Origin of the sequence: Desulfomonile tiedjei DSM 6799 (assembly GCF_000266945.1) — a bacterium.
Taxonomy (GTDB): Bacteria; Desulfobacterota; Desulfomonilia; order Desulfomonilales; family Desulfomonilaceae; genus Desulfomonile; species Desulfomonile tiedjei.
This window is the reverse complement of sequence record NC_018025.1, coordinates 4,199,579-4,217,565: the sequence shown is the minus strand read 5'-3', so window position 1 is coordinate 4,217,565 and position 17,987 is coordinate 4,199,579. Positions and strand designations below refer to the sequence as shown.

General features: G+C 49.5%; 14 protein-coding genes. 8 read left to right on the top strand and 6 right to left on the bottom strand.

Going from position 1 to position 17,987, the window contains the following annotated elements; all coding sequences use genetic code 11:
- Nucleotides 1-83: 83 nt before the first annotated feature.
- Nucleotides 84-1,457, top strand: a complete 1,374-nt coding sequence (nhaA, locus tag DESTI_RS17855) for a Na+/H+ antiporter NhaA (protein WP_014811365.1) — start codon at nt 84-86, stop codon at nt 1,455-1,457.
- Between the two features lie 123 nt (nt 1,458-1,580).
- On the opposite strand, the gene DESTI_RS17850 is transcribed toward nhaA, so the two are convergent.
- Nucleotides 1,581-2,942: an IS701 family transposase gene (locus DESTI_RS17850; protein WP_014808181.1), complete on the bottom strand. Its 1,362-nt coding sequence runs from the start codon at nt 2,940-2,942 to the stop codon at nt 1,581-1,583.
- A gap of 203 nt (nt 2,943-3,145) precedes the next feature.
- Nucleotides 3,146-4,363 (bottom strand): IS4 family transposase, encoded by a 1,218-nt coding sequence (locus DESTI_RS17845; protein ID WP_237671475.1) that lies wholly within the window; start codon nt 4,361-4,363, stop codon nt 3,146-3,148.
- A 519-nt stretch (nt 4,364-4,882) separates the two neighbouring features.
- Between DESTI_RS17845 and DESTI_RS17830 the strand changes: the two genes are divergently transcribed.
- The 6 genes from DESTI_RS17830 to DESTI_RS17805 all read left to right on the top strand — a co-directional run bounded on the left by DESTI_RS17830 (nt 4,883) and on the right by DESTI_RS17805 (nt 11,774).
- Nucleotides 4,883-6,307 (top strand): two-component system sensor histidine kinase NtrB, encoded by a 1,425-nt coding sequence (locus DESTI_RS17830; RefSeq protein ID WP_014811364.1) that lies wholly within the window; start codon nt 4,883-4,885, stop codon nt 6,305-6,307.
- A 78-nt stretch (nt 6,308-6,385) separates the two neighbouring features.
- Nucleotides 6,386-7,747: a sigma-54-dependent transcriptional regulator gene (locus DESTI_RS17825; protein ID WP_014811363.1), complete on the top strand. Its 1,362-nt coding sequence runs from the start codon at nt 6,386-6,388 to the stop codon at nt 7,745-7,747.
- A gap of 121 nt (nt 7,748-7,868) precedes the next feature.
- A complete protein-coding gene (locus tag DESTI_RS17820) occupies nt 7,869-8,855 on the top strand; it encodes a L,D-transpeptidase (RefSeq protein ID WP_014811362.1) in 987 nt (328 codons plus the stop codon).
- 43 nt (nt 8,856-8,898) lie between these two features.
- Entirely contained in the window at nt 8,899-9,324 is a 426-nt protein-coding gene (locus DESTI_RS17815) for a lipocalin-like domain-containing protein (protein ID WP_014811361.1), read from the top strand.
- Complete coding sequence (locus DESTI_RS17810; protein ID WP_014811360.1) at nt 9,306-10,130, top strand: DUF3108 domain-containing protein; 825 nt, start codon at nt 9,306-9,308, stop codon at nt 10,128-10,130. The genes DESTI_RS17815 and DESTI_RS17810 overlap by 19 nt, the downstream gene beginning before the upstream one ends.
- 192 nt (nt 10,131-10,322) lie before the next feature.
- Nucleotides 10,323-11,774 carry a CCA tRNA nucleotidyltransferase gene (locus DESTI_RS17805; RefSeq protein WP_014811359.1) on the top strand — a complete coding sequence of 484 codons (1,452 nt, stop codon included), beginning with the start codon at nt 10,323-10,325 and terminating at the stop codon, nt 11,772-11,774.
- 164 nt (nt 11,775-11,938) lie between these two features.
- On the opposite strand, the gene DESTI_RS17800 is transcribed toward DESTI_RS17805, so the two are convergent.
- The 3 genes from DESTI_RS17800 to hisC all read right to left on the bottom strand — a co-directional run bounded on the left by DESTI_RS17800 (nt 11,939) and on the right by hisC (nt 15,690).
- Nucleotides 11,939-13,675 carry a 30S ribosomal protein S1 gene (locus tag DESTI_RS17800; protein ID WP_014811358.1) on the bottom strand — a complete coding sequence of 579 codons (1,737 nt, stop codon included), beginning with the start codon at nt 13,673-13,675 and terminating at the stop codon, nt 11,939-11,941.
- A 151-nt stretch (nt 13,676-13,826) separates the two neighbouring features.
- Nucleotides 13,827-14,525 carry a (d)CMP kinase gene (gene cmk / locus DESTI_RS17795; protein WP_014811357.1) on the bottom strand — a complete coding sequence of 233 codons (699 nt, stop codon included), beginning with the start codon at nt 14,523-14,525 and terminating at the stop codon, nt 13,827-13,829.
- Between the two features lie 64 nt (nt 14,526-14,589).
- On the bottom strand, nt 14,590-15,690 hold the full coding sequence (gene hisC, locus DESTI_RS17790; RefSeq protein WP_157212194.1) for a histidinol-phosphate transaminase: 1,101 nt from the start codon (nt 15,688-15,690) through the stop codon (nt 14,590-14,592).
- 351 nt (nt 15,691-16,041) lie between these two features.
- On the opposite strand from hisC, the gene DESTI_RS17785 reads away from it, so the two are divergent.
- Nucleotides 16,042-17,322 carry an inverse autotransporter beta domain-containing protein gene (locus tag DESTI_RS17785; RefSeq protein WP_014811355.1) on the top strand — a complete coding sequence of 427 codons (1,281 nt, stop codon included), beginning with the start codon at nt 16,042-16,044 and terminating at the stop codon, nt 17,320-17,322.
- A gap of 140 nt (nt 17,323-17,462) precedes the next feature.
- Here DESTI_RS17785 and nadS read toward each other — a convergent pair whose 3' ends face one another.
- On the bottom strand, nt 17,463-17,777 hold the full coding sequence (gene nadS, locus DESTI_RS17780; RefSeq protein WP_014811354.1) for a NadS family protein: 315 nt from the start codon (nt 17,775-17,777) through the stop codon (nt 17,463-17,465).
- Nucleotides 17,778-17,987: the final 210 nt, after the last annotated feature.

The following is a 17,987-nucleotide window of genomic DNA, read 5'->3' as shown; positions in this document are numbered from 1 at the left end:
CGGGAGGCCGGCGGAAAGCAACTTGCCACGTCGTCATTTTCACATGTCTTAATAAAGAAACTGCAGTGGATTAAGGATCGTCGATGATTGAACCTGTTTTCATGAAAAAGAAAATATTCAGAGAAGGCGAGCAGTTAGGGCGTTTGTTGCTGCGCCCTTTTGAGCTTTTTGCGGAAAAAGAGGCATCCAGCGGAATCCTTATTCTTTTGGCCTCCGCAGCAGCTTTGATCTGGGTGAATTCAGGTTTCTCGGAAAGCTACGAAAACCTCTGGCATATTCGGACCTTGATCGGCGCTGCCGGAATCGTCTTGGATAGACCCTTACATTTTTGGATAAATGACGGTCTTATGGCTCTGTTCTTCTTTCTCGTCGGCCTGGAGATCAAACGTGAAGTTCTGGTCGGTGAACTCGGCTCATTCCGGAAGGCTTTCTTGCCTGTCAGTGCAGCCGTGGGAGGCATGCTGGTTCCCGCACTCATCTATTTTGCCCTGAACCCTGCAGGACCCGGTTTGCGCGGCTGGGGAATTCCCATGGCCACGGATATAGCGTTCGTGATTGGAGCTATGACCGTTCTGGGCTCGAGAATTCCTCGCGGCCTCATTGTCTTCATCACTGCGCTTGCAATTGCGGACGATCTCGGCGCTGTTCTGGTAATCGCACTTTTTTACACTTCATACATATCCGTTCATTACTTGTCCATAGCTGCTGTTCTGCTTCTTGTTCTTGTCGTGATGAATGTCCTGGGTTTTCGCAAAACACTTCCTTATGCGCTTGTAGGTATTCCGCTTTGGCTCTTTGTGCATCTTTCCGGAATACATTCCACAGTGGCCGGAGTGTTGATTGCTATGACCATTCCCGCGCGTTCCAGATATGATACGGACGATTTTTTGAACAGGGCATCCGCAGTGCTCAGTCAATTTCAATGTGCGGGATCCTGTGGTTACAGTGTGTATACGAATTCCGAACATCAATCTGCAGTCAGATCTCTTGCGACCCTGTGCAGGAAAGTGGAGCCGCCCCTGATCAGGCTGGAATTTCACCTGCACCCATGGGTAGTGTTCCTCATTGTGCCGATTTTCGCTCTGGCCAATGCGGGAGTCAGTCTGCAGTTGAGTACTTTGTTGCCGGCGCTTAGCGATCCTGTGGTCCTGGGAACGATTGCCGGGCTGGTCCTCGGAAAAACGCTGGGCATTTCATTTGCCTCATGGCTGGCGATTAGAACCCGCATAGCGGAACTGCCGGAACAACTCGATCTGAGGCACATATATGCGGGCTCCATTCTCTGCGGAATCGGGTTCACGATGTCTCTCTTTATTGCAAACCTTGCCTTTGCCGGTACACCGGAACTCGCTACAGCCAAGATCGGTATATTTGCCGGGTCCCTCATATCGTTTCTGGCAGGATTCACCATGCTCTATGTAGTCTCGCGCAAGAAAGAGGAACCCCGGAGACATTGACCGTACAAAAACTCGTTTGGACACGCGAGAGATCAAAGATGTCATTGGGGAGGCACGGCACGCACCGATTTTCGAGAAGCGCTTTTCGCAATCGGACAAAAATTCTGACGTTTGCTATATTATCTATAGTTTCGCGATTCTTGCATGGTCGAGTCCGCGCGTGGAGCGCGGGCCGTTGAGTTTTTCGAACTTATTGATTCGGCTGGCTTTCGAATAAATTCTCAGCGAGAAATGACTCCTTCGAGCTGCTGCCAGCATGTCTGAAAAGGTGAACGACTTTTTCCGGCAGTACCAGGGAGCCGGGTCGGCAACGAGGTTCTTTGCAGTGACGAATTGCCCAACGAACCAAAGCACTACAAAGCAGTAGGCCCAGTAAGCAAACATAGGGGCACGGGTTACCGAGGTCTCTTTCCGACACTGAGGTTCAGCCGCACCCAGGAGGTTCTTGGTCTCTCGATTGGTCATCTCAATGCTAAAGCGTGCAGCGTAGCGCTCGATAATCTGCTGTGGTGCAGCCTGAGGGTCCGTATCGAAAAACACCATATTGGCATGGTGGCCGGCCGGGTCATGGCACAACACGATCGAAAGAGGCTGTTGCCCTGCGCTATGATACCATAGCGCCGTGAACTGATGTATCAGGAGCTTAGTTTGTTTTCCATAGCAGAAGACCCTAATCTCATTCCACCCCAGATTGGGGTCCTGGAACATCGTTTCCAGGGAGGGCAGTCGAGCGCCTCTCTTGCGAGGTCTGCCCATCACTGTAAATGGAGCAGGTTCCAGCACAGCGAACAAAGCTGCATCCTTTCTCAGCCTCCCTGTAATGTGCACATTCTTGGGTCGTGCTTTGAGGATGGTATCGCAGCAGTATCCCAGGTCGAACACAATTCTCAGTCTTTCTCCCTCTTGGAGCCATGAATGAGTCAGATTTATAAGATCCAATCCAAGTTCGGGTTTTGTCTTGTAGGGCAGGCTCTTGGGATTAAACTTGGCCTTTGGCGGCCACCAAAGGCGGGCAGCGTATGGCAGACAAAACATGCGATCGCTGATGCCGGGAAGGCGAATCGCCAGTCCTATGATGACAAAGCACACTCCATACCCCTTTTGCTTAGTATGCTTTGGGAGTGAACCATCATGCTGCCAGCCCGCGCCACAGATCTTCTTGCCAGTGTGCTTGTTCAAGGTGTCGTCAATCACCACAAGGATCTCGATCCCTTCTGCAATCAGCGTTTCTACCAACATTCTGAAGACGAAATAGGAGACAAAGTCAGTCTCCCATCGTCCCTTGCCGAGGAATCGGTAGATGCTGGCGAAGTGCTTGGATTCATGGAGTCTCATGGTCAGAATCACCTGGCTGATAGTGTGCTTGCCCATAGTGAGCACCCAACCGACCACCAGCGCAACGAAGATACGGAAACTCGGTGCGCTGAAACACGCTCTGAAATGAATCTCGTCAATCCCGAACGGATCTGGTATAGATCTCTTCAACTGGCGTTCCTCCTTCCCAGAATCTTTCACAAAACCGGGTATGTGCGGAACGCCTTATTTTTTCAAGGATTATCTCACCATCTAACCGTCCAGAATACAAAAAGGGCGAAACTATAGATATTATACCGATTCTCGAAAGTAATCACGGATTGTGAAGAGCAGTTCCCAGCAATTGGTAGCGCCGGCCTCCCAATGCTGTTGACTTAAGCTGCGGGGACATTTTTGTACCTGCGGTAAAGCCATTTGTTTTTGCTTTGCTTGTTCACCCTTGGTTGGGGTGGTCGCTGACTGTTTGGTCGATAGTATTTGACACGATAGATTTCTTTGAGAATATCCTGAAAGATTTCGATGGCTCTTTCAGGATCGTCTGCGGCGAGCACGGCGGCTTCAGACGCGAGCGTCATGACCGCATTCTTGAACTGAGGTTCTCCGAGCTCTCCACCGAGTAACTGGGTGGAAATGGCCATGAGAGTTCTTGAGATCACAGCCATGATCGCAGCTGCAAAGAGTTCTTGCAGGACGCTGTTGCAGGTTTTGCCATGAAATTTTTCGATTTCGAGCCCAATCTTTTCATCCCGGAAATAGCTCTCGATTTCCCATCGCCTGAAATAGAGGTCAGTGATCTCCTGTCTCGGAAACTCCACCTTGTCGTAAAGATTCGTCAGGAGAACCGAGAGGGTTCCGTCAGGATTGGACAGTCTGATGACTCTCACTCTGATGGGCTTGGCGGCCTTTCGTTGTTCAGCCGTCACCTGGCTGAGATAGTTCGATGTCGGAGGAATCACGATTTCGGCTTCGCTCTTCCCGCTCCGAATGAATTCCTTTACTGTGGCGAAGGTGGACGTTGCGGGGCAACGTATCACGAAATAGCCTTTGAACTTGTCCAAAAGGTAGCTGAGAAATTCATATCCTGGGTAACCTCGATCCAGGAGCAAGACACTTCCCTCAGGCACGAGGGGCAGGAGATGTTTGGCTTGGTCCCGCTCCGAAGAATTCACCGGGACCACAGTTCTTGCGATGGGCAGACGTCTGAAGACGTCATAGAGCGTGCATACAAGACACTGAGGATAATGTCCTTTGCCCGCTTGCCCAAGTCCGCTCTCAGGATCAAACTCGGCCCTGAGCTCATCGGCGGCTGGAAGCGTATAGTCGGAGCCATCTATCGCATGAGTGGACATACCATGCCACTCGTCCTTCGGGCTCTTAGGCCAACACTCATAAGCCAGACCAACCGCATCATCGAGTATTTGCCGAAAGATCCTCCAATCCACCTTTTTGCGCGCCTTGGTGAGCGCGCTTCGATGGATCGCCTCGGCGTCAGGCCAAAGGCCAAGAATTCTGGCATGTCGAAAGAATTCACCGGATTTCATGTCCACTCCTTTACCCTTTCCACTGGCGGCAATGGACAAGATGAAGGTGATAAGCTTTCCAAAGGCGAGTTTTCTGTTTCGAGTAAAGTCCTGAGGCGAGCGTTTCTTGGAAGGGTCGATTTGTCCGGGAATAATGTGAAGAAATTTTTCAGCGTACGCGCTAAGTTGGCATGGTTCTTCAAAGCATAATGCGTGCCATAATAAAATCCTTTCAGCAGCTTGTTTTGAAAGAATTTATCGCGCGTAACTACCCGCATGTCAACACAATTCCTTCTGAATTCTCGGAGGTTAAACGTGAAAAATCAAGAACCCTTTCCTTAATTCAACAGCATTGCGCCGGCCTCCGTGCCGGCGAACAATTCACCAAACAAAGCAATAAGTTATCGCCGGCAGGGACGCCGGCGCTACTGATTCTTCTCATTGCAGGCATTGGATTCCGTCAAGACTTTCGATAACAGCTATATTATTCCGCTCCGGAAGGCTCGACCGCTTGAGCTGCCTTTTCCTTTACGATGATTGAGCCTGATGATACATTGCAGTCGGTTTTGATTTTCTGCCAGAGGAGACGGGATGATCCCGGACACCACTGCCGCCGGAATTGGCGGCGGCCCGTTTAGATTAGTCAAATATTTCATTTTTTCCGGTTTTGTGGTGATTGCCATCGTAACCGCTCTTATGGGCGCGTTTCTCTATTCAAAGAGCGTTGAAACACTACTCCGAAGCGCAGATAGCTACGCGAGGCTTGTTTCAGAAAATCTGAATTACAACATTTATGTCGGTTTTTACGCACCGCTGAAGAGCCGCGGCATACCCGTGGATCTTCGTAAATGGGACCAATTTGGAGCACTCGATTCGCTCATTAAGGATTTCACGTACGGTTTGAAGATTCAGCGCATCAAGATAATCGATCGCCAACGGAAGATTATCTATAGCAGCGAGTACGACCTGATCGGAAAGGAAGAACCGAGAAATAATGCGCTTGAGAGTGCTTTGGGCGGCAAAGATGTGACCCATATCCGGCAGGATTCGAATCCTGAGGCCCGCTGGTACGGCCAGCGGATGACGGAAACATATTATCCGCTGCGAGAGGTTACCGGCAACTATTGGATGCTTGGAAACATTTACGGAGTCATCCAGATAACTCAGGATGTCACCGATCAGTATACAAGTGTCCAGCGTTCGATTGTCGCAATCATTGTTGTTGCTGTCGGACTCATGGCGTTTCTTTTCATAGCTCTCATCTTGATAGTCAGGCGCGGCGAACGTATCCTCCTCCTTCGAGCCCGTGAACAGAAGCATCTGGAAGAACAACTTCAGCAGTCCGAGAAACTCGCTTCCATAGGCCAAATGGTTGCAACCATTGCTCATGAGATTCGCAATCCGTTGGGTATTGTGAAATCTTCGGCGGAAATGCTGGTTAAGAAAACCAATCCCGATCCAGCGAGAGTACGAAAACTCTCTGGTGTTATCGTGGAAGAAGCCACCCGGCTCAGCAATATCTTGACTGATTTCCTGGATTTCGCGAGACCTCGATCGCCTGAGCTGAAACCGATCGACGTTCGTGACGCGATTTCGCGGGTGAGAGACAATCTCATCCAGGAGACCGACGCACGGCGGATCACCTGGAAAGATAACGATCTTAATGGGTTGGTTCCCATAGTGATGGGAGACAGGGATCTTTTGTATCAGGCCTTTCTCAATATGGCGATCAATGCGTTCGAGGCAATGCAGAGTGACGGTGTTTTCGCTGTAACCGTTACGCCGGAAAACGGAACGATCAGGATCGATTTCTCCGACACCGGCCAGGGAATAAAACCGGAAGATATTCCCAGAATATTCACTCCATTTTTCACAACTCATGAAATGGGGACCGGACTGGGGCTTTCGGTCGTTCACAACATAATTGCGGCGCACAATGGTGAAATTACGGTATCCAGCCGGGAAGGAGAAGGAACTGTTTTTTCGGTCTTTCTTCCTGCTGGCGGCGCTGATTGACGGCGATCGCAATAACTTTCGACATTCCGGTCGAGGCAGTATAATGATTTTTTTATCTTCTATTCGGGATAATCCGGCATGAGCACTGTTTTGATTGTAGATGATGAAAAGAACTACCTCATAGTCCTGGAAGATCTGCTCATGGACGAAGGCTATGATGTGCTCACAGCATCTTCCGGTGCCAAGGCCATCGAGATTATCGCAAATTCACCGGTGGATACCGTGCTGTCCGACATAAAAATGCCTGGAATGACCGGCATCGAGTTACTCGAGAGAATTTCCGCTCTGGACCCGGATCTTCCGGTCATCCTGATGACCGCCTTTGCCGAAGTGGACCAGGCAGTAGATGCAATGAAGAAAGGTGCTCTGGACCACATTCAAAAACCTTTTGACAACCGTGACGTGAAACGTGCCGTGGCCCGTGCAGTGGAGAGGCGCTCTCTTGTCAAGAACATCCGCCACCTGGAATCCGAGCTTGGGAGTGTCTGGGGAAATATCATCGGCAAATCCAAGGCGATGGAGAACGTGTTTACCCTCATGAAACGGGTTGCTGATACCCCCACAACCGTGCTCATTGCTGGCGAATCGGGAACCGGCAAGGAACTTGTAGCTCGCGGGCTCCATAAGGCCAGCTCCAGGAATAAATCTCCGTTCGTTCCCATTAACTGCGGAGCAGTGTCAGAGAGTCTCCTGGAATCCGAACTCTTTGGATATGAAAAGGGAGCGTTTACCGGAGCAGCTTCCCTCAAGCAGGGCAAATTCGAGTTTGCCGATCAGGGGACACTATTCCTCGATGAAGTGGGAGAAATGTCTCTCAATCTGCAGGTGAAATTGCTCAGGGTACTGCAGGAGCACGAATTTCAGCGAGTCGGTGGCAACAAAGACATTCGAGTTGACGTTCGCATCATTGCCGCCACGAACAGGGATTTGAAGGAAGAAGTAGAGAACAACCGGTTCCGGGGGGATCTGTTTTTCAGGCTGAACGTGGTGCGGATCGACATGCCCCCTCTGAGAGAACGTCGGGAAGACATTCCCTTTCTCGTGGCGCATTTCCTCAATAAGTTTTGTGAGAAACTGGATCGCCCCATAAAGGAAGTCCACCCGGATGTGATGTCCGCACTGTACAGTTACTCCTGGCCCGGCAACGTAAGGGAACTGGAGAATGTGATCGAACGGGCCCTGGTCCTGTGCAGGGGGGATGCGATAATGCCCGAGGATCTGCCCCTGGAATTACGACAAACCCCTGAAATCGAGGCAGAACTGGATACACTGGTGTCGGGGGAAAAAGGTCTCGCGGAGACTCTGGACGCGATAGAAGAACGGATAATCAGACAGGCATTAAAGAATGCCGGGAATGTACAAGCACAAGCAGCTAAGATTTTAGGCATTTCCCGGAGTAACCTGCAGTATAAATTGAAGAAATACGGACTACTGGCTTAAACATGGACCTTGGCACATGTGCTTGCATGCGAGATTCGATTCGTGAAGGGCAGTTGACAGCGCGGGTAAATTAAACTATAAGTGGAAATAATTTCAGGGTTATGAAGGAGTTTTCGCATCCATGCGAGAGAAGAGGGTTTTAATCACAGGTAATATGCTGCAATTTCTGGGGATTATTCTCTCGTTGTTCTTTTTGATGACCCCAGCCCAGGCTCAGATGTATCAGCCTGATTATTATCAGCAATATTATGGATCGCCTGAGCAGGAACAATATGCTCAGTATCCCCCTGGGGATCTTCAATACGACCATCGGGGTGCAGAGAGAATTCTCCGGGATCAGATATCGCGCCAGACACAAAGTCGACGACGCTCGAGAAACGAAGCTCCTCCGCAACAAGCTCAACAGCAGATGTACGACAATCCGTACGCCCAGAATTATAGTGAAGAGCAGGTACAAGGGGTAATGGGCGATGCGCGGTATATGGGAAGTCTCATACGACAGCGAAACGGAAAACCGTTTATAATTATTGATAAAAGAAGTTTTCAATTCTATCTTTACGATGCGGGCGGCAGACTCCTGAGGATCGGGCCGGTTGCAATAGGGAAGGGTAAGACACAAGTCGGACATTTTGAAACTCCTGTAGGCATATATCCGATAACGGAGAAGGTCCCCGTCGCCGACTGGATCAGACCTGACTGGTACTTTATCGAAGAAAACGAGCCCATCCCCAAGAGGTGGGAAGATCGACGGGTGCCTGGATTTTTCCGTTACAAGCTGGTATTTCATGGTATGAAATACATACATTACGCAGAGGCCACCGGAGGCAGGCTCACACACGGATGTCTCGGCCTCGATTGGCAAGACGCGGAAGCAGTGTTTCATACTCTTCAGAAAGGTTCGTATTGCATTATCGTGGATCAAGCGTTCCTGACCCGATTGGCTAGAGGGGAGTTCCCGATCCAGACGGCTGCAAAGCCGACCGAACCCAAGCAGACAGAAATGGCAGCAAGACCGACGGAAGCTATAGCCGCACGAGTAGAACGTACTCCTCCATCCGCTGAGTCGGCAGGGACGGAGGAAAAACAACCGTTCCGTAGCCTTTGGTGAGTAAGGACATCCGGGGATCATCAATTCCGCGCAGAGGAAGATCTTGAAACCAGTTCATGTAGGACGTGCACTAGGGATGGCGGTTTTTCTGTCCTCTCTTTTGTTCGCGTCGTGCCTATCCATGATCCCGCGTCAATCGACAGAAGCCGGTGGCGACAAGGCTCTCGTAGATACCTGGGAACTCCAGTATCAGGTCAATGATAAAGGCGACCAGGAAAAACCGAGGGAAGCCACAAAGACTATGATCGAATTCACGAACGGCGGACAAGTTGTCTTTAACCGAATGGATAAGGAAGACTCCAACGCGACGAAGAGCCGCACCGGCAAATACAGTCTCGAAAAAAGTGAAATCAGCATCACGGACGATATGGGTAATACCGTAAAATGGCCTTATCAAATTTCCGGCGATCAACTCGTCATCTTCATGCCGGAAGTGAACAAGAAGTTTTATTGGCGTCGAAACCGATAAGCAATGCCGCCTGCGGATTGTTCAATGTTGCATTGAAGAAGGGAAAAAATCTGAAATTATATCGTGCTATTCAGAATGCGGGAAGGCTGTTCTTTGCCGCAGCCATATTTCTCGCCTGTTTCAGTGTGCTTGTTCCTGAAGGACAGACCGCAGACCGGACCGAGATTCTCCGTTACGTGGTTACCTGGAACGGTAGCCAGGCAGGCCACGGCGATATTGCTACGAAAAGAAATGGAAGGATTATAGACGTCACTGCGCAAGCGGTCTCCGATGGAGTGTTGAAGGCTATAACCGAAATGTGGAGTCGAATACAGGCCACGTTTTCAGACAAGACCTTCCAGCCGTTGACGTACAATTATGCGTTTAGATCGAATTTGGGGAGCCCTGAACTGGTCGCCCTGACATTCGATCATAAAACCAAACTCGTGAATGTCGATAAGGTGAAGGGGAAGGAGAAAGAGAATCACGCGGAACAGTGCGCGGGAGTTTACGATCCCATTTCTGCCGCGTTTCTGCTCAGAAACCGAAAAGACTTCACGAAACCCATGTTTGTGGACATATACGACGGAAAAGGAAAATCCAGACTGTTCGTCACGTACCTTGGAAATGACCGGTTGAACCTGCAGACGGGCCAGCATCCGGCAGTATGTCTGAATTTGAGATTGGTGAAGCTCCACGGTGACAAGAGTGAGGTTGGTACCGGAAAACTCTGGATTTCCGATGATGAAGCGCGGATTCCTCTGGTGCTTACTTCATCGCCCATTGTGGGGACCATCAGATTCGAATTGGTCCAAGCCCAACTTTAGATCTTCGATTACTCTCCCTCTGCTCATTCCTTTCATGAGTATCCAGTGATCAACGCTGAGGCCGGGCGTTGCGGTCTCGCAATCATTCGTTCCGGAAACATCGTAATAATCTGTCTTAAAATCTTGCCCTGCATGTCGCTGCATATGGTAGTTTGAAGGGGTTCTAAAATCCCCAAGAGGCAGTGCTTTGCCATGAAGACTTTCCTCGACCCCCGTCTGAAATCACTGCTGAGAGACATCGCCGATGAAGAACCGGAATCCTATGTGGTTGGGGGCGCATTGCGCGACTACCTCATGGGTGAGGTTCATTGGACCGATCTTGATATAGCAGTTGCCGGAAACGGATTCCTCCTCTCGAAGCATTGGGCCGATCGTCATAGAGCCAGCTTTGTTCCTTTGGACGATTTCTTCGGAACCGGCCGAATCGTATTGGTCTCCGAAGAGCCTGTCACCATAGATGTGTCGTCTTTCAAAGGATCCGATATCAGAAAAGATCTGAGAATGAGAGACTTCACTGTGAACGCTCTCGCTGTCAGGGTTCAGGATTTCCTGACCCACAGCATGGATCGCATTGTGGATGTGGTGGACGGACGAAGGGACATTCTTTCCAAAACCATACGTGCTTGTTCCGAACGATCGTTCCATGATGACCCTCTTCGCATTCTCAGGGCCTTCAGGTTTGCGGCGAACCTCCAGTTTGCGCTCGATCCGGCAACTTTGATCGACATGCAACAAGAAGTCACGCGACTTGCGGAAATCTCTCCGGAGCGGATACGTGACGAGCTGTTCGCATTGTTGGCTGCGGATTCATCAATCGAAGCTCTGGAAATCATGGATAAAGCAGGCGTGATCGAAATATTATTCCCAGTTACGACTGCCATGCGAGGCTGCACCCAGAATGAATTTCATCATCTGGACGTCTGGGGTCACACTCTCGAGACTGTTCGCCAACTTGAAAAGCTCATGCTCGACCCGGAATCCCTTTTCGGCAGCCTGGGGCCATGGATAAAAGAGTACCTGAATGACTGTCCCGTGAAGGGAAGGCCTCGACGCACACTGCTCAAAATGGCCGCTCTATTTCATGATTCCGGCAAACCTGAATCCAGGTTCATCGATCCTACGGGTCGTGTGAGATTTTTCGGTCACGAGAAGGTATCAAAGGAGATTGTAGACCGTTATGGCGAGAGGCTGAAGCTCGCCAACAGAGAAAGCTCAATCCTCGGAAACCTCGTGGAAGGACACATGCGTCCCACGATATTCACCGGTGAGCAGGTGACGAAAAGAGCAGTCCTGCGCTTGTGCAGAAGATTCGGGGACGACACCTCGGGGCTGCTGCTCCTGTTTCTGGCGGATCTTGCTGCAACCCGAGGGCCAGCCCGAACTCCGGAAAGCGAGGAAAGAGCACGGGAACAAGTTGTCAGCGCTTTGGAAATCTGTTTCGACACGGAACAATCCCCGCCAAAACCGCTTTTGAGCGGTCATGATATTATGGATAGTCTGGGCCTCACGCCGGGTCCCGATATCGGACGGATTCTAAAACATATCGGAGAACTCCAGGATGCAGGCGAGGTGACCACGAAAGAAGAAGCACTCGAAGCAGCCGCAGCAATGCTTAATTCCGAGTCTCCGGCAAGGGAATCGTAATTCATATGCGATTCAAAGCAGTAAAATTCGGGGAAACCCTTCTTGTAAGAAGTGTTTCCCTGAATTTTACTGCTTTGACTGCGAACTCGTACATAAAAAAGGCGCAATACGTGTCATATTGCGCCTAATTCGGAAACGCCGTTTATAATGCGGCGAAAACCTACCTACTCTTTACCGAAATTCGATCCCAAATTCTCTTTGAGCAAATCTCCCAGGTTTGACGCAACAACCTCCTGGCTGTGCATATAGCCTTTCACCTGCTCATAATCTCCTGTTTTTTCGAGACTCTTGATCGACAGTGCAATCTTTTTGTCTTTCTTATTCACTTTCAGGACCATTGCGGTCAATTCTTCACCTTCCTTGGTGAAATCGGAAGGCGAATTCACCCTCTCTTTGGAAAGCTCGGAAACGTGGATCATGCCTTCAATGCCTTCCTCGATTTCAAGAAAAACACCGAAATCCGTAACGGATGTAACCTTTCCACGAACCTTTGCTCCAGGAGGATAACGATCCGGAATGGTTTCCCAGGGATCTTCCTGCATCTGTTTAATGCCCAGAGAAAATCTCTCGTTTTCCTTGTCAATATTCAGGACAACCGCCTGAACGGTCTGGCCCTTTTTGTACAACTCTCCGGGATGTTTGATTCTCTGGGTCCATGAGATGTCGGATATGTGAACAAGGCCGTCTATACCTTCGTCGATTCCCACGAAAACGCCAAAATCCGTAACGTTCCGGATCTTGCCCTCGATCTTGGTTCCTTCAGGATATCTTTCCGCAATGACGTCCCAAGGATTGGGCTTGAGCTGTTTCATACCGAGGGAGATTCTCTTTTGTTCCTTATCGACGTTCAGGACCATAACATCCACCTCGTCTCCCACTTGCACGAGTTTGGAGGGATGTCTGGGTTTTTTGGTCCATGTCATCTCAGAAATGTGTACCAGGCCCTCGACGCCTTTTTCGAGTTCGACGAATACCCCGTAATCGGTGATACTAACGACTTTGCCTGTCCATTCGGATTCTTTCGGATAGCGTTCTTCCACGTTCTCCCATGGATCGGGCTGTATCTGTTTCATGCCAAGGGAAACGCGTTCCTTGTCCTGATCGAATTTGAGAACCTTGACCTGAATCTGATCGCCCACTTTCAGCACATCCGATGGATGATTTATCCTGCCCCAGGACATATCCGTGATATGGAGAAGCCCGTCAATACCACCCAAATCTATAAAAGCACCATAATCGGTGATATTTTTTACTGTTCCGACAAATAACCCGCTACCCTCCATAGTTCCGAGTATCAGGTTTTTGCGTTCCTCCTTTTGTTTTTCGAGCAGAGGTTTTCTCGAGAGCACAATGTTTCCGCGTTTTCTATTGTACTTGAGAACATTGAACTCGAATGACTCACCAATGTATTTCTCGAAATTTCTCACAGGCCTCAAATCGACTTGCGAACCGGGGAGAAAAGCAGGCACACCGATATCAACTTGCAGGCCACCTTTAACGCGGGCAACTACTCTGCCGACAATGGTCCTTTCTGTTTCGCATACTGCAGCAATTTCTTCCCAGATGCGGATCTTGTCCGCTTTCGATTTCGAGATTTTCACCTGGCCCGAGGATTCTTCGGTATCCTCCAAAAAGACCTGGACTTCGTCGCCAACCTTGACCGTAAGCTCCCCTTTTTCATCCAAAAACTGCTCTAAAGGGATTTGGCCTTCGGATTTCGATCCTACATCGACCATCACGTAATCCGAAGTAACCTGAACTACGATACCAGTTACGACTTCCCCTTCCTGGACTTTGTGAAAGCTACTCTCCACAAGTTCGGCAAAATCTTCTTCGCGAGCCATTTCATGCTCGCCCTCGTCAGTGATAAAGTTGTTTGTTTGGGTTTCCAAGTTTTCCATCCAGCCACCCCCGGACTCTTTTTCCCGCGTCTTGCTCAACGAAGGATAATCTATAATATATATAAGTTTTGACTCAATATGACAAGAAAAACTTCCGGGGAATACGACATTTTTGAAACCTATTTCTCACTTTAGCCGGAAAAATCCCTTCTCACGCTTTTCCGAGAAGACCCGTGTGCTCTCGAATAATCGATATAATCCGGTCCAAGACTTGATCTGCGCTCATATGGGTCGTGTCCACCGAAATTGCGTCTTCCGCCTGGACGAGTGGAGATTCGGATCGAGTCCGATCCCGGAAGTCGCGTGCGCGCATATCTTCAAGCACGTCCTGGAATTCGATTTTTATTCCTTTATCAGTCAGTTCCTGAAATCGTCGCCACGCACGTACCTCCAGGTCGGCGGTCAAGAAAAATTTTGCCTGAGCCCACGGGAACACCACGGATCCCATGTCACGGCCTTCCGCCACGATATTGCCCGTTTCCGCGGTGCGTCGCTGGAGCCAAAGCAACGCCCTGCGCACTTCAGGCCTCATAGAAAACTTTGACGCAGCGATTCCGACGTGCTCCTCTCGAATGAGGGCAGTCACATCCTCGTTTCGCAAGAAAAGCCGCATTTGGGCATTTTCGTGTTCGATCCTGATATCGCAATCATTCAGGAGCTCCTCCGGAATCTCCGGAATCTCAGGGGAAATCCCTTTGCGCAAGAGATCCAATGCCATTACTCGGTAAAGCGCACCGGTATCCAGAAGAAAGAAACTCAAACGCTCCGCCAACTTCCTGGCCAAGGTGGATTTGCCGACTCCTGCCGGTCCGTCGATTGCAATCACCAGGTTTTTTGAAGAACAGCTCATAAAAGCATAACCGGCTTGGACTCCGATATTATGATATATACCTTATTTCCTCGTGAAGATGAGACTACAGGGATTCCATTACTTTCTTGAGTGCCTTGATAAAGCGCTTGTTTTCCCAATCTCTTCCGACTGTTACTCGTATGCAGTTCTCCATTCCGAAGGATTTGAGGTGTCTGACGATGATACCTTCCTTCAACAGTCCTTCGTATATGGGGGCGGCATTCCCGCCCGTGCAAAAGGTGATGAAATTGGCATGGGATGGAACGGCTTCAAAGCCGAGCGCCCGTAGCTCACGATTCAAGTACTGCAGACCTTCTCCGGTCACCCGAAGAGTTCTCTGCAGGTGATCATCATCTTCCAGAGCCGCCAGTGCAGCCCATTGAGCCAGCGCATTCACATTGAACGGCGGTCTTATGCGGTTGAGCAATTCGATCAACCATGTCTGAGCCATGCCGAAACCGATTCTGAGTCCTGCAAGTCCAAAAATCTTGGAAAACGTTCTCAATACCAGTACGGGTAAAGATCCGTTGATATAGTCAATGCCTTGAGGACAGTCCACCTGTTCGCCCACGTATTCGCGATACGCTTCGTCGATGACCAGGAGCAGCCTTTCTGTGGGCAAATCGCGAACAAAAGCGTCGAATTCAGCCCGGGAAACAATCGTTCCTGTGGGGCTGTTCGGAATTGCGATAAATATCAACCGGGTTTGATCTGTCACCGCTTTTGCCATTGCAGGAAGATCATAGGCATATTTTTTCAGGGGAATCCTGATTGCTCTGCCTGCAAAGGCTTCAACGGAGATCCTGTACATGGAAAAGGCGTTCTCTCCCATGATGGCCTCATCACCTGGTCTTATGAGAAGATGTGCAGCCATTTCCATAATTTCATCAGAACCGTTCCCGAGAATAAAATGATCCGCGGGAAGGCCGAATTTGTCGGATAAGGCCGCCCTGAGCTCTGGCGCAGAAGACTCCGGATAAATATGCGCGGACTCGAGCCTGTCTTCCACGGCTCGCATGGCCAGAGGAGAAGGGCCCAGAGGGTTTTCATTTGATGCCATTTTGATCGCGTCAGGAATCCCCATTTCCCGATGAAGCTCGGCAACAGGCTTTCCTGCCACATACGGAGGAATGGCGAGAATATGCGGGGAAATAACTCTGTTCATGAAATCAGTGTTTCCTTCATCCATCAATCGTTCCCTGGCGGAACCGATCTTCCTGTCGAAGCTTCAGCAGAGAGCATCAGCTCCATGCATGCCTCCGGATATCTGGTTAAACCGCATTCACGGTTGGTGTCAAGTCGAACGTGAGTACATGGTATACATCAGCCACCTAGAACCGCTGCCTCGAATATCGATGCAACGCGGATTCGGTTGACAATGATAGCACCAGAATGTCGTCTCTACCCACAATTAAATGCACTCCAGTCTTAATTCAATTCGCTTGACAATAAGGCAAGAAAATTATATCGATGTAGATAAAGGATGAATCAAAATTTCACCATAGAAGGTAATTCCTTGCAATTATTTATCTACCTCATTTTCATCCTTGTCGTCTCTTCGTACGGAATCGCTTCTGCAGGGCTTCCTGCCGCGAAATTCTCGCCACCGGAAAATGAGATCGAATACCACAACTTAAAGCGACATCCAGGGAAAATCCGTCCCAATCCCTACAAATCCGAAACGGGTTTCCCCGAGTATTCCGTAAATTCCACTTTGAAGTTGGGCATGAAAAAAGTCTTGCCAGAGGTGGTGCATCGGAATCTTGAATTCAATGCAGGTTTCGATGCTTGGAAGAACACGGGTACGTTCAGGGCAGACCTCTTCCTTCCGGTCAATAAACAGGTGAACAGAACCATGTTTCTGCTTCCTCGAATAAATGTCGACGGATTACATGAGAACGTTTCTGTCAGCGCAGGCTATCGGAAAGTGCTCTCCCCTGAAATCATGGTGGGGATTTACGGATTTCACGACTGGGCCAGAACGCGATTTTCCGATAGAGATTTTCTCCGTGAAATAGGGGCGGGCATTGAATTTTCCGCGCTGCCGGGCTGGCATTCGGATCTGACGTTTTCGGCCAATGTGTACATGCCGGTGAGTGAGAATACCGTGCTTGGTTCGGATCGTGACATGTTGATCAAAGAATCGCTTCCCGGCGGTGTCGACGCCAAAATCAAATTTCTTTTCCCTTCCTTTGTCGATTTTCTGGATATCGAGTTTGACGGTTCTGCTCACACATACAAAGGAAACATCAACAACCATAACGGTTACAAGACCGCATTGTCGGTTAAGACTCGAGACGGTATGTTGGGAGCAAAGTTCGAGCATGGAATGGACAGCCGGAAAGGCGAACATTATAAAATCGAAGGCAATATCAGCTTGAAATTTGATTGGGCGGAATTACTGGATGGAAACAACCCGTTTTCAGCCCCCTACAAAGCTTCCTCAATGCGCTTCGTGAGAAAACTCGAAGACCGCTTGCAGGACCGAACTTCCAGAAAATACGATCTTCCGGCAGACAAAGTTGAAACCAAATATACGCTCATGGCGGATGTATCCTCAGATGAATTATATGTGAGCGGAGGATTCCCTGACTTGCGGAACGCAGTGCTCACTATTCAGACATCTCAGAGTCCCTGGCAGGATTTCGGAGAAGTGGCCACGGACGAACAAGGGAATTACTCTGCAAATCTGAGATTACCGCCGGGAATTTATCAGATACGCATGGTACACAAGCCCTCCGGAAGAATTTCGAACGTCAAAACGATAGTCGTGGAAAACCCGTCTGCAAAAGAGTAGGGAAGAACCGATCTCCCTGGATAGCGAAACAGCAAGAGACAGCCGAGGAGGGAAGAAAACGGGTTGCAAGGCGAGTATTTAGTCGGCTTAAGGAGATAAACCGCATTAACGCCCGGTTGCGACGAAATTTTGAGACAAAGTCAAGCAGTGCTTTCAGCCTTCTTTATCTTCTCCAGTGCCTTTCGGACTGCATTCAGGTCTGTCGAAATAATTTGCAGCAATCTCACGGCAGGTCCTCGCGGGACTCTCCTCCGTTGTTCCCAATTTTGAAGTGTTTTAACGCTGATCCCAATTAACGAAGCTAATTCAGCCTGAGACATTTTTTTCTTTTCACGGAGTTCTTTTATATCTGGAACATTTAAAACAAAAGTCCTGGAAGGCTCTTTTTCTCCTTTCAGAATAGACACACCTTCCTGCACGCTGTCGAACAGATCTTCAAATAATTCTTTCCTCATATGATCACCTTCAGATCTTTTCTGGTAACACTACTCGTGAATACATGCCGATTCGCTTTTCTTCTCATAATCCGCAGGCTGGAGGTATCCTTCGCTCCGGACGACGCAAAGCCGTCTAATCACTCCGCTCAGAACACCTCAGCCTTCGCCATCTTATATGCATAATTGCGAAATGGTAACAGATCCTTCTGCCGTTTCACTCAATTTTCT

Bases quoted from the DNA above. Each gene is read 5' to 3' on its own strand.
- nhaA (WP_014811365.1), top strand. From the start codon at position 84: ATGATTGAACCTGTTTTCATGAAAAAGAAAATATTCAGAGAAGGCGAG.
- DESTI_RS17830 (WP_014811364.1), top strand. From the start codon at position 4,883: ATGATCCCGGACACCACTGCCGCCGGAATTGGCGGCGGCCCGTTTAGA.
- DESTI_RS17825 (WP_014811363.1), top strand. From the start codon at position 6,386: ATGAGCACTGTTTTGATTGTAGATGATGAAAAGAACTACCTCATAGTC.
- DESTI_RS17820 (WP_014811362.1), top strand. From the start codon at position 7,869: ATGCGAGAGAAGAGGGTTTTAATCACAGGTAATATGCTGCAATTTCTG.
- DESTI_RS17805 (WP_014811359.1), top strand. From the start codon at position 10,323: ATGAAGACTTTCCTCGACCCCCGTCTGAAATCACTGCTGAGAGACATC.
- DESTI_RS17800 (WP_014811358.1), bottom strand. From the start codon at position 13,675: ATGGAAAACTTGGAAACCCAAACAAACAACTTTATCACTGACGAGGGC.
- cmk (WP_014811357.1), bottom strand. From the start codon at position 14,525: ATGAGCTGTTCTTCAAAAAACCTGGTGATTGCAATCGACGGACCGGCA.
- hisC (WP_157212194.1), bottom strand. From the start codon at position 15,690: ATGAACAGAGTTATTTCCCCGCATATTCTCGCCATTCCTCCGTATGTG.
- nadS (WP_014811354.1), bottom strand. From the start codon at position 17,777: ATGAGGAAAGAATTATTTGAAGATCTGTTCGACAGCGTGCAGGAAGGT.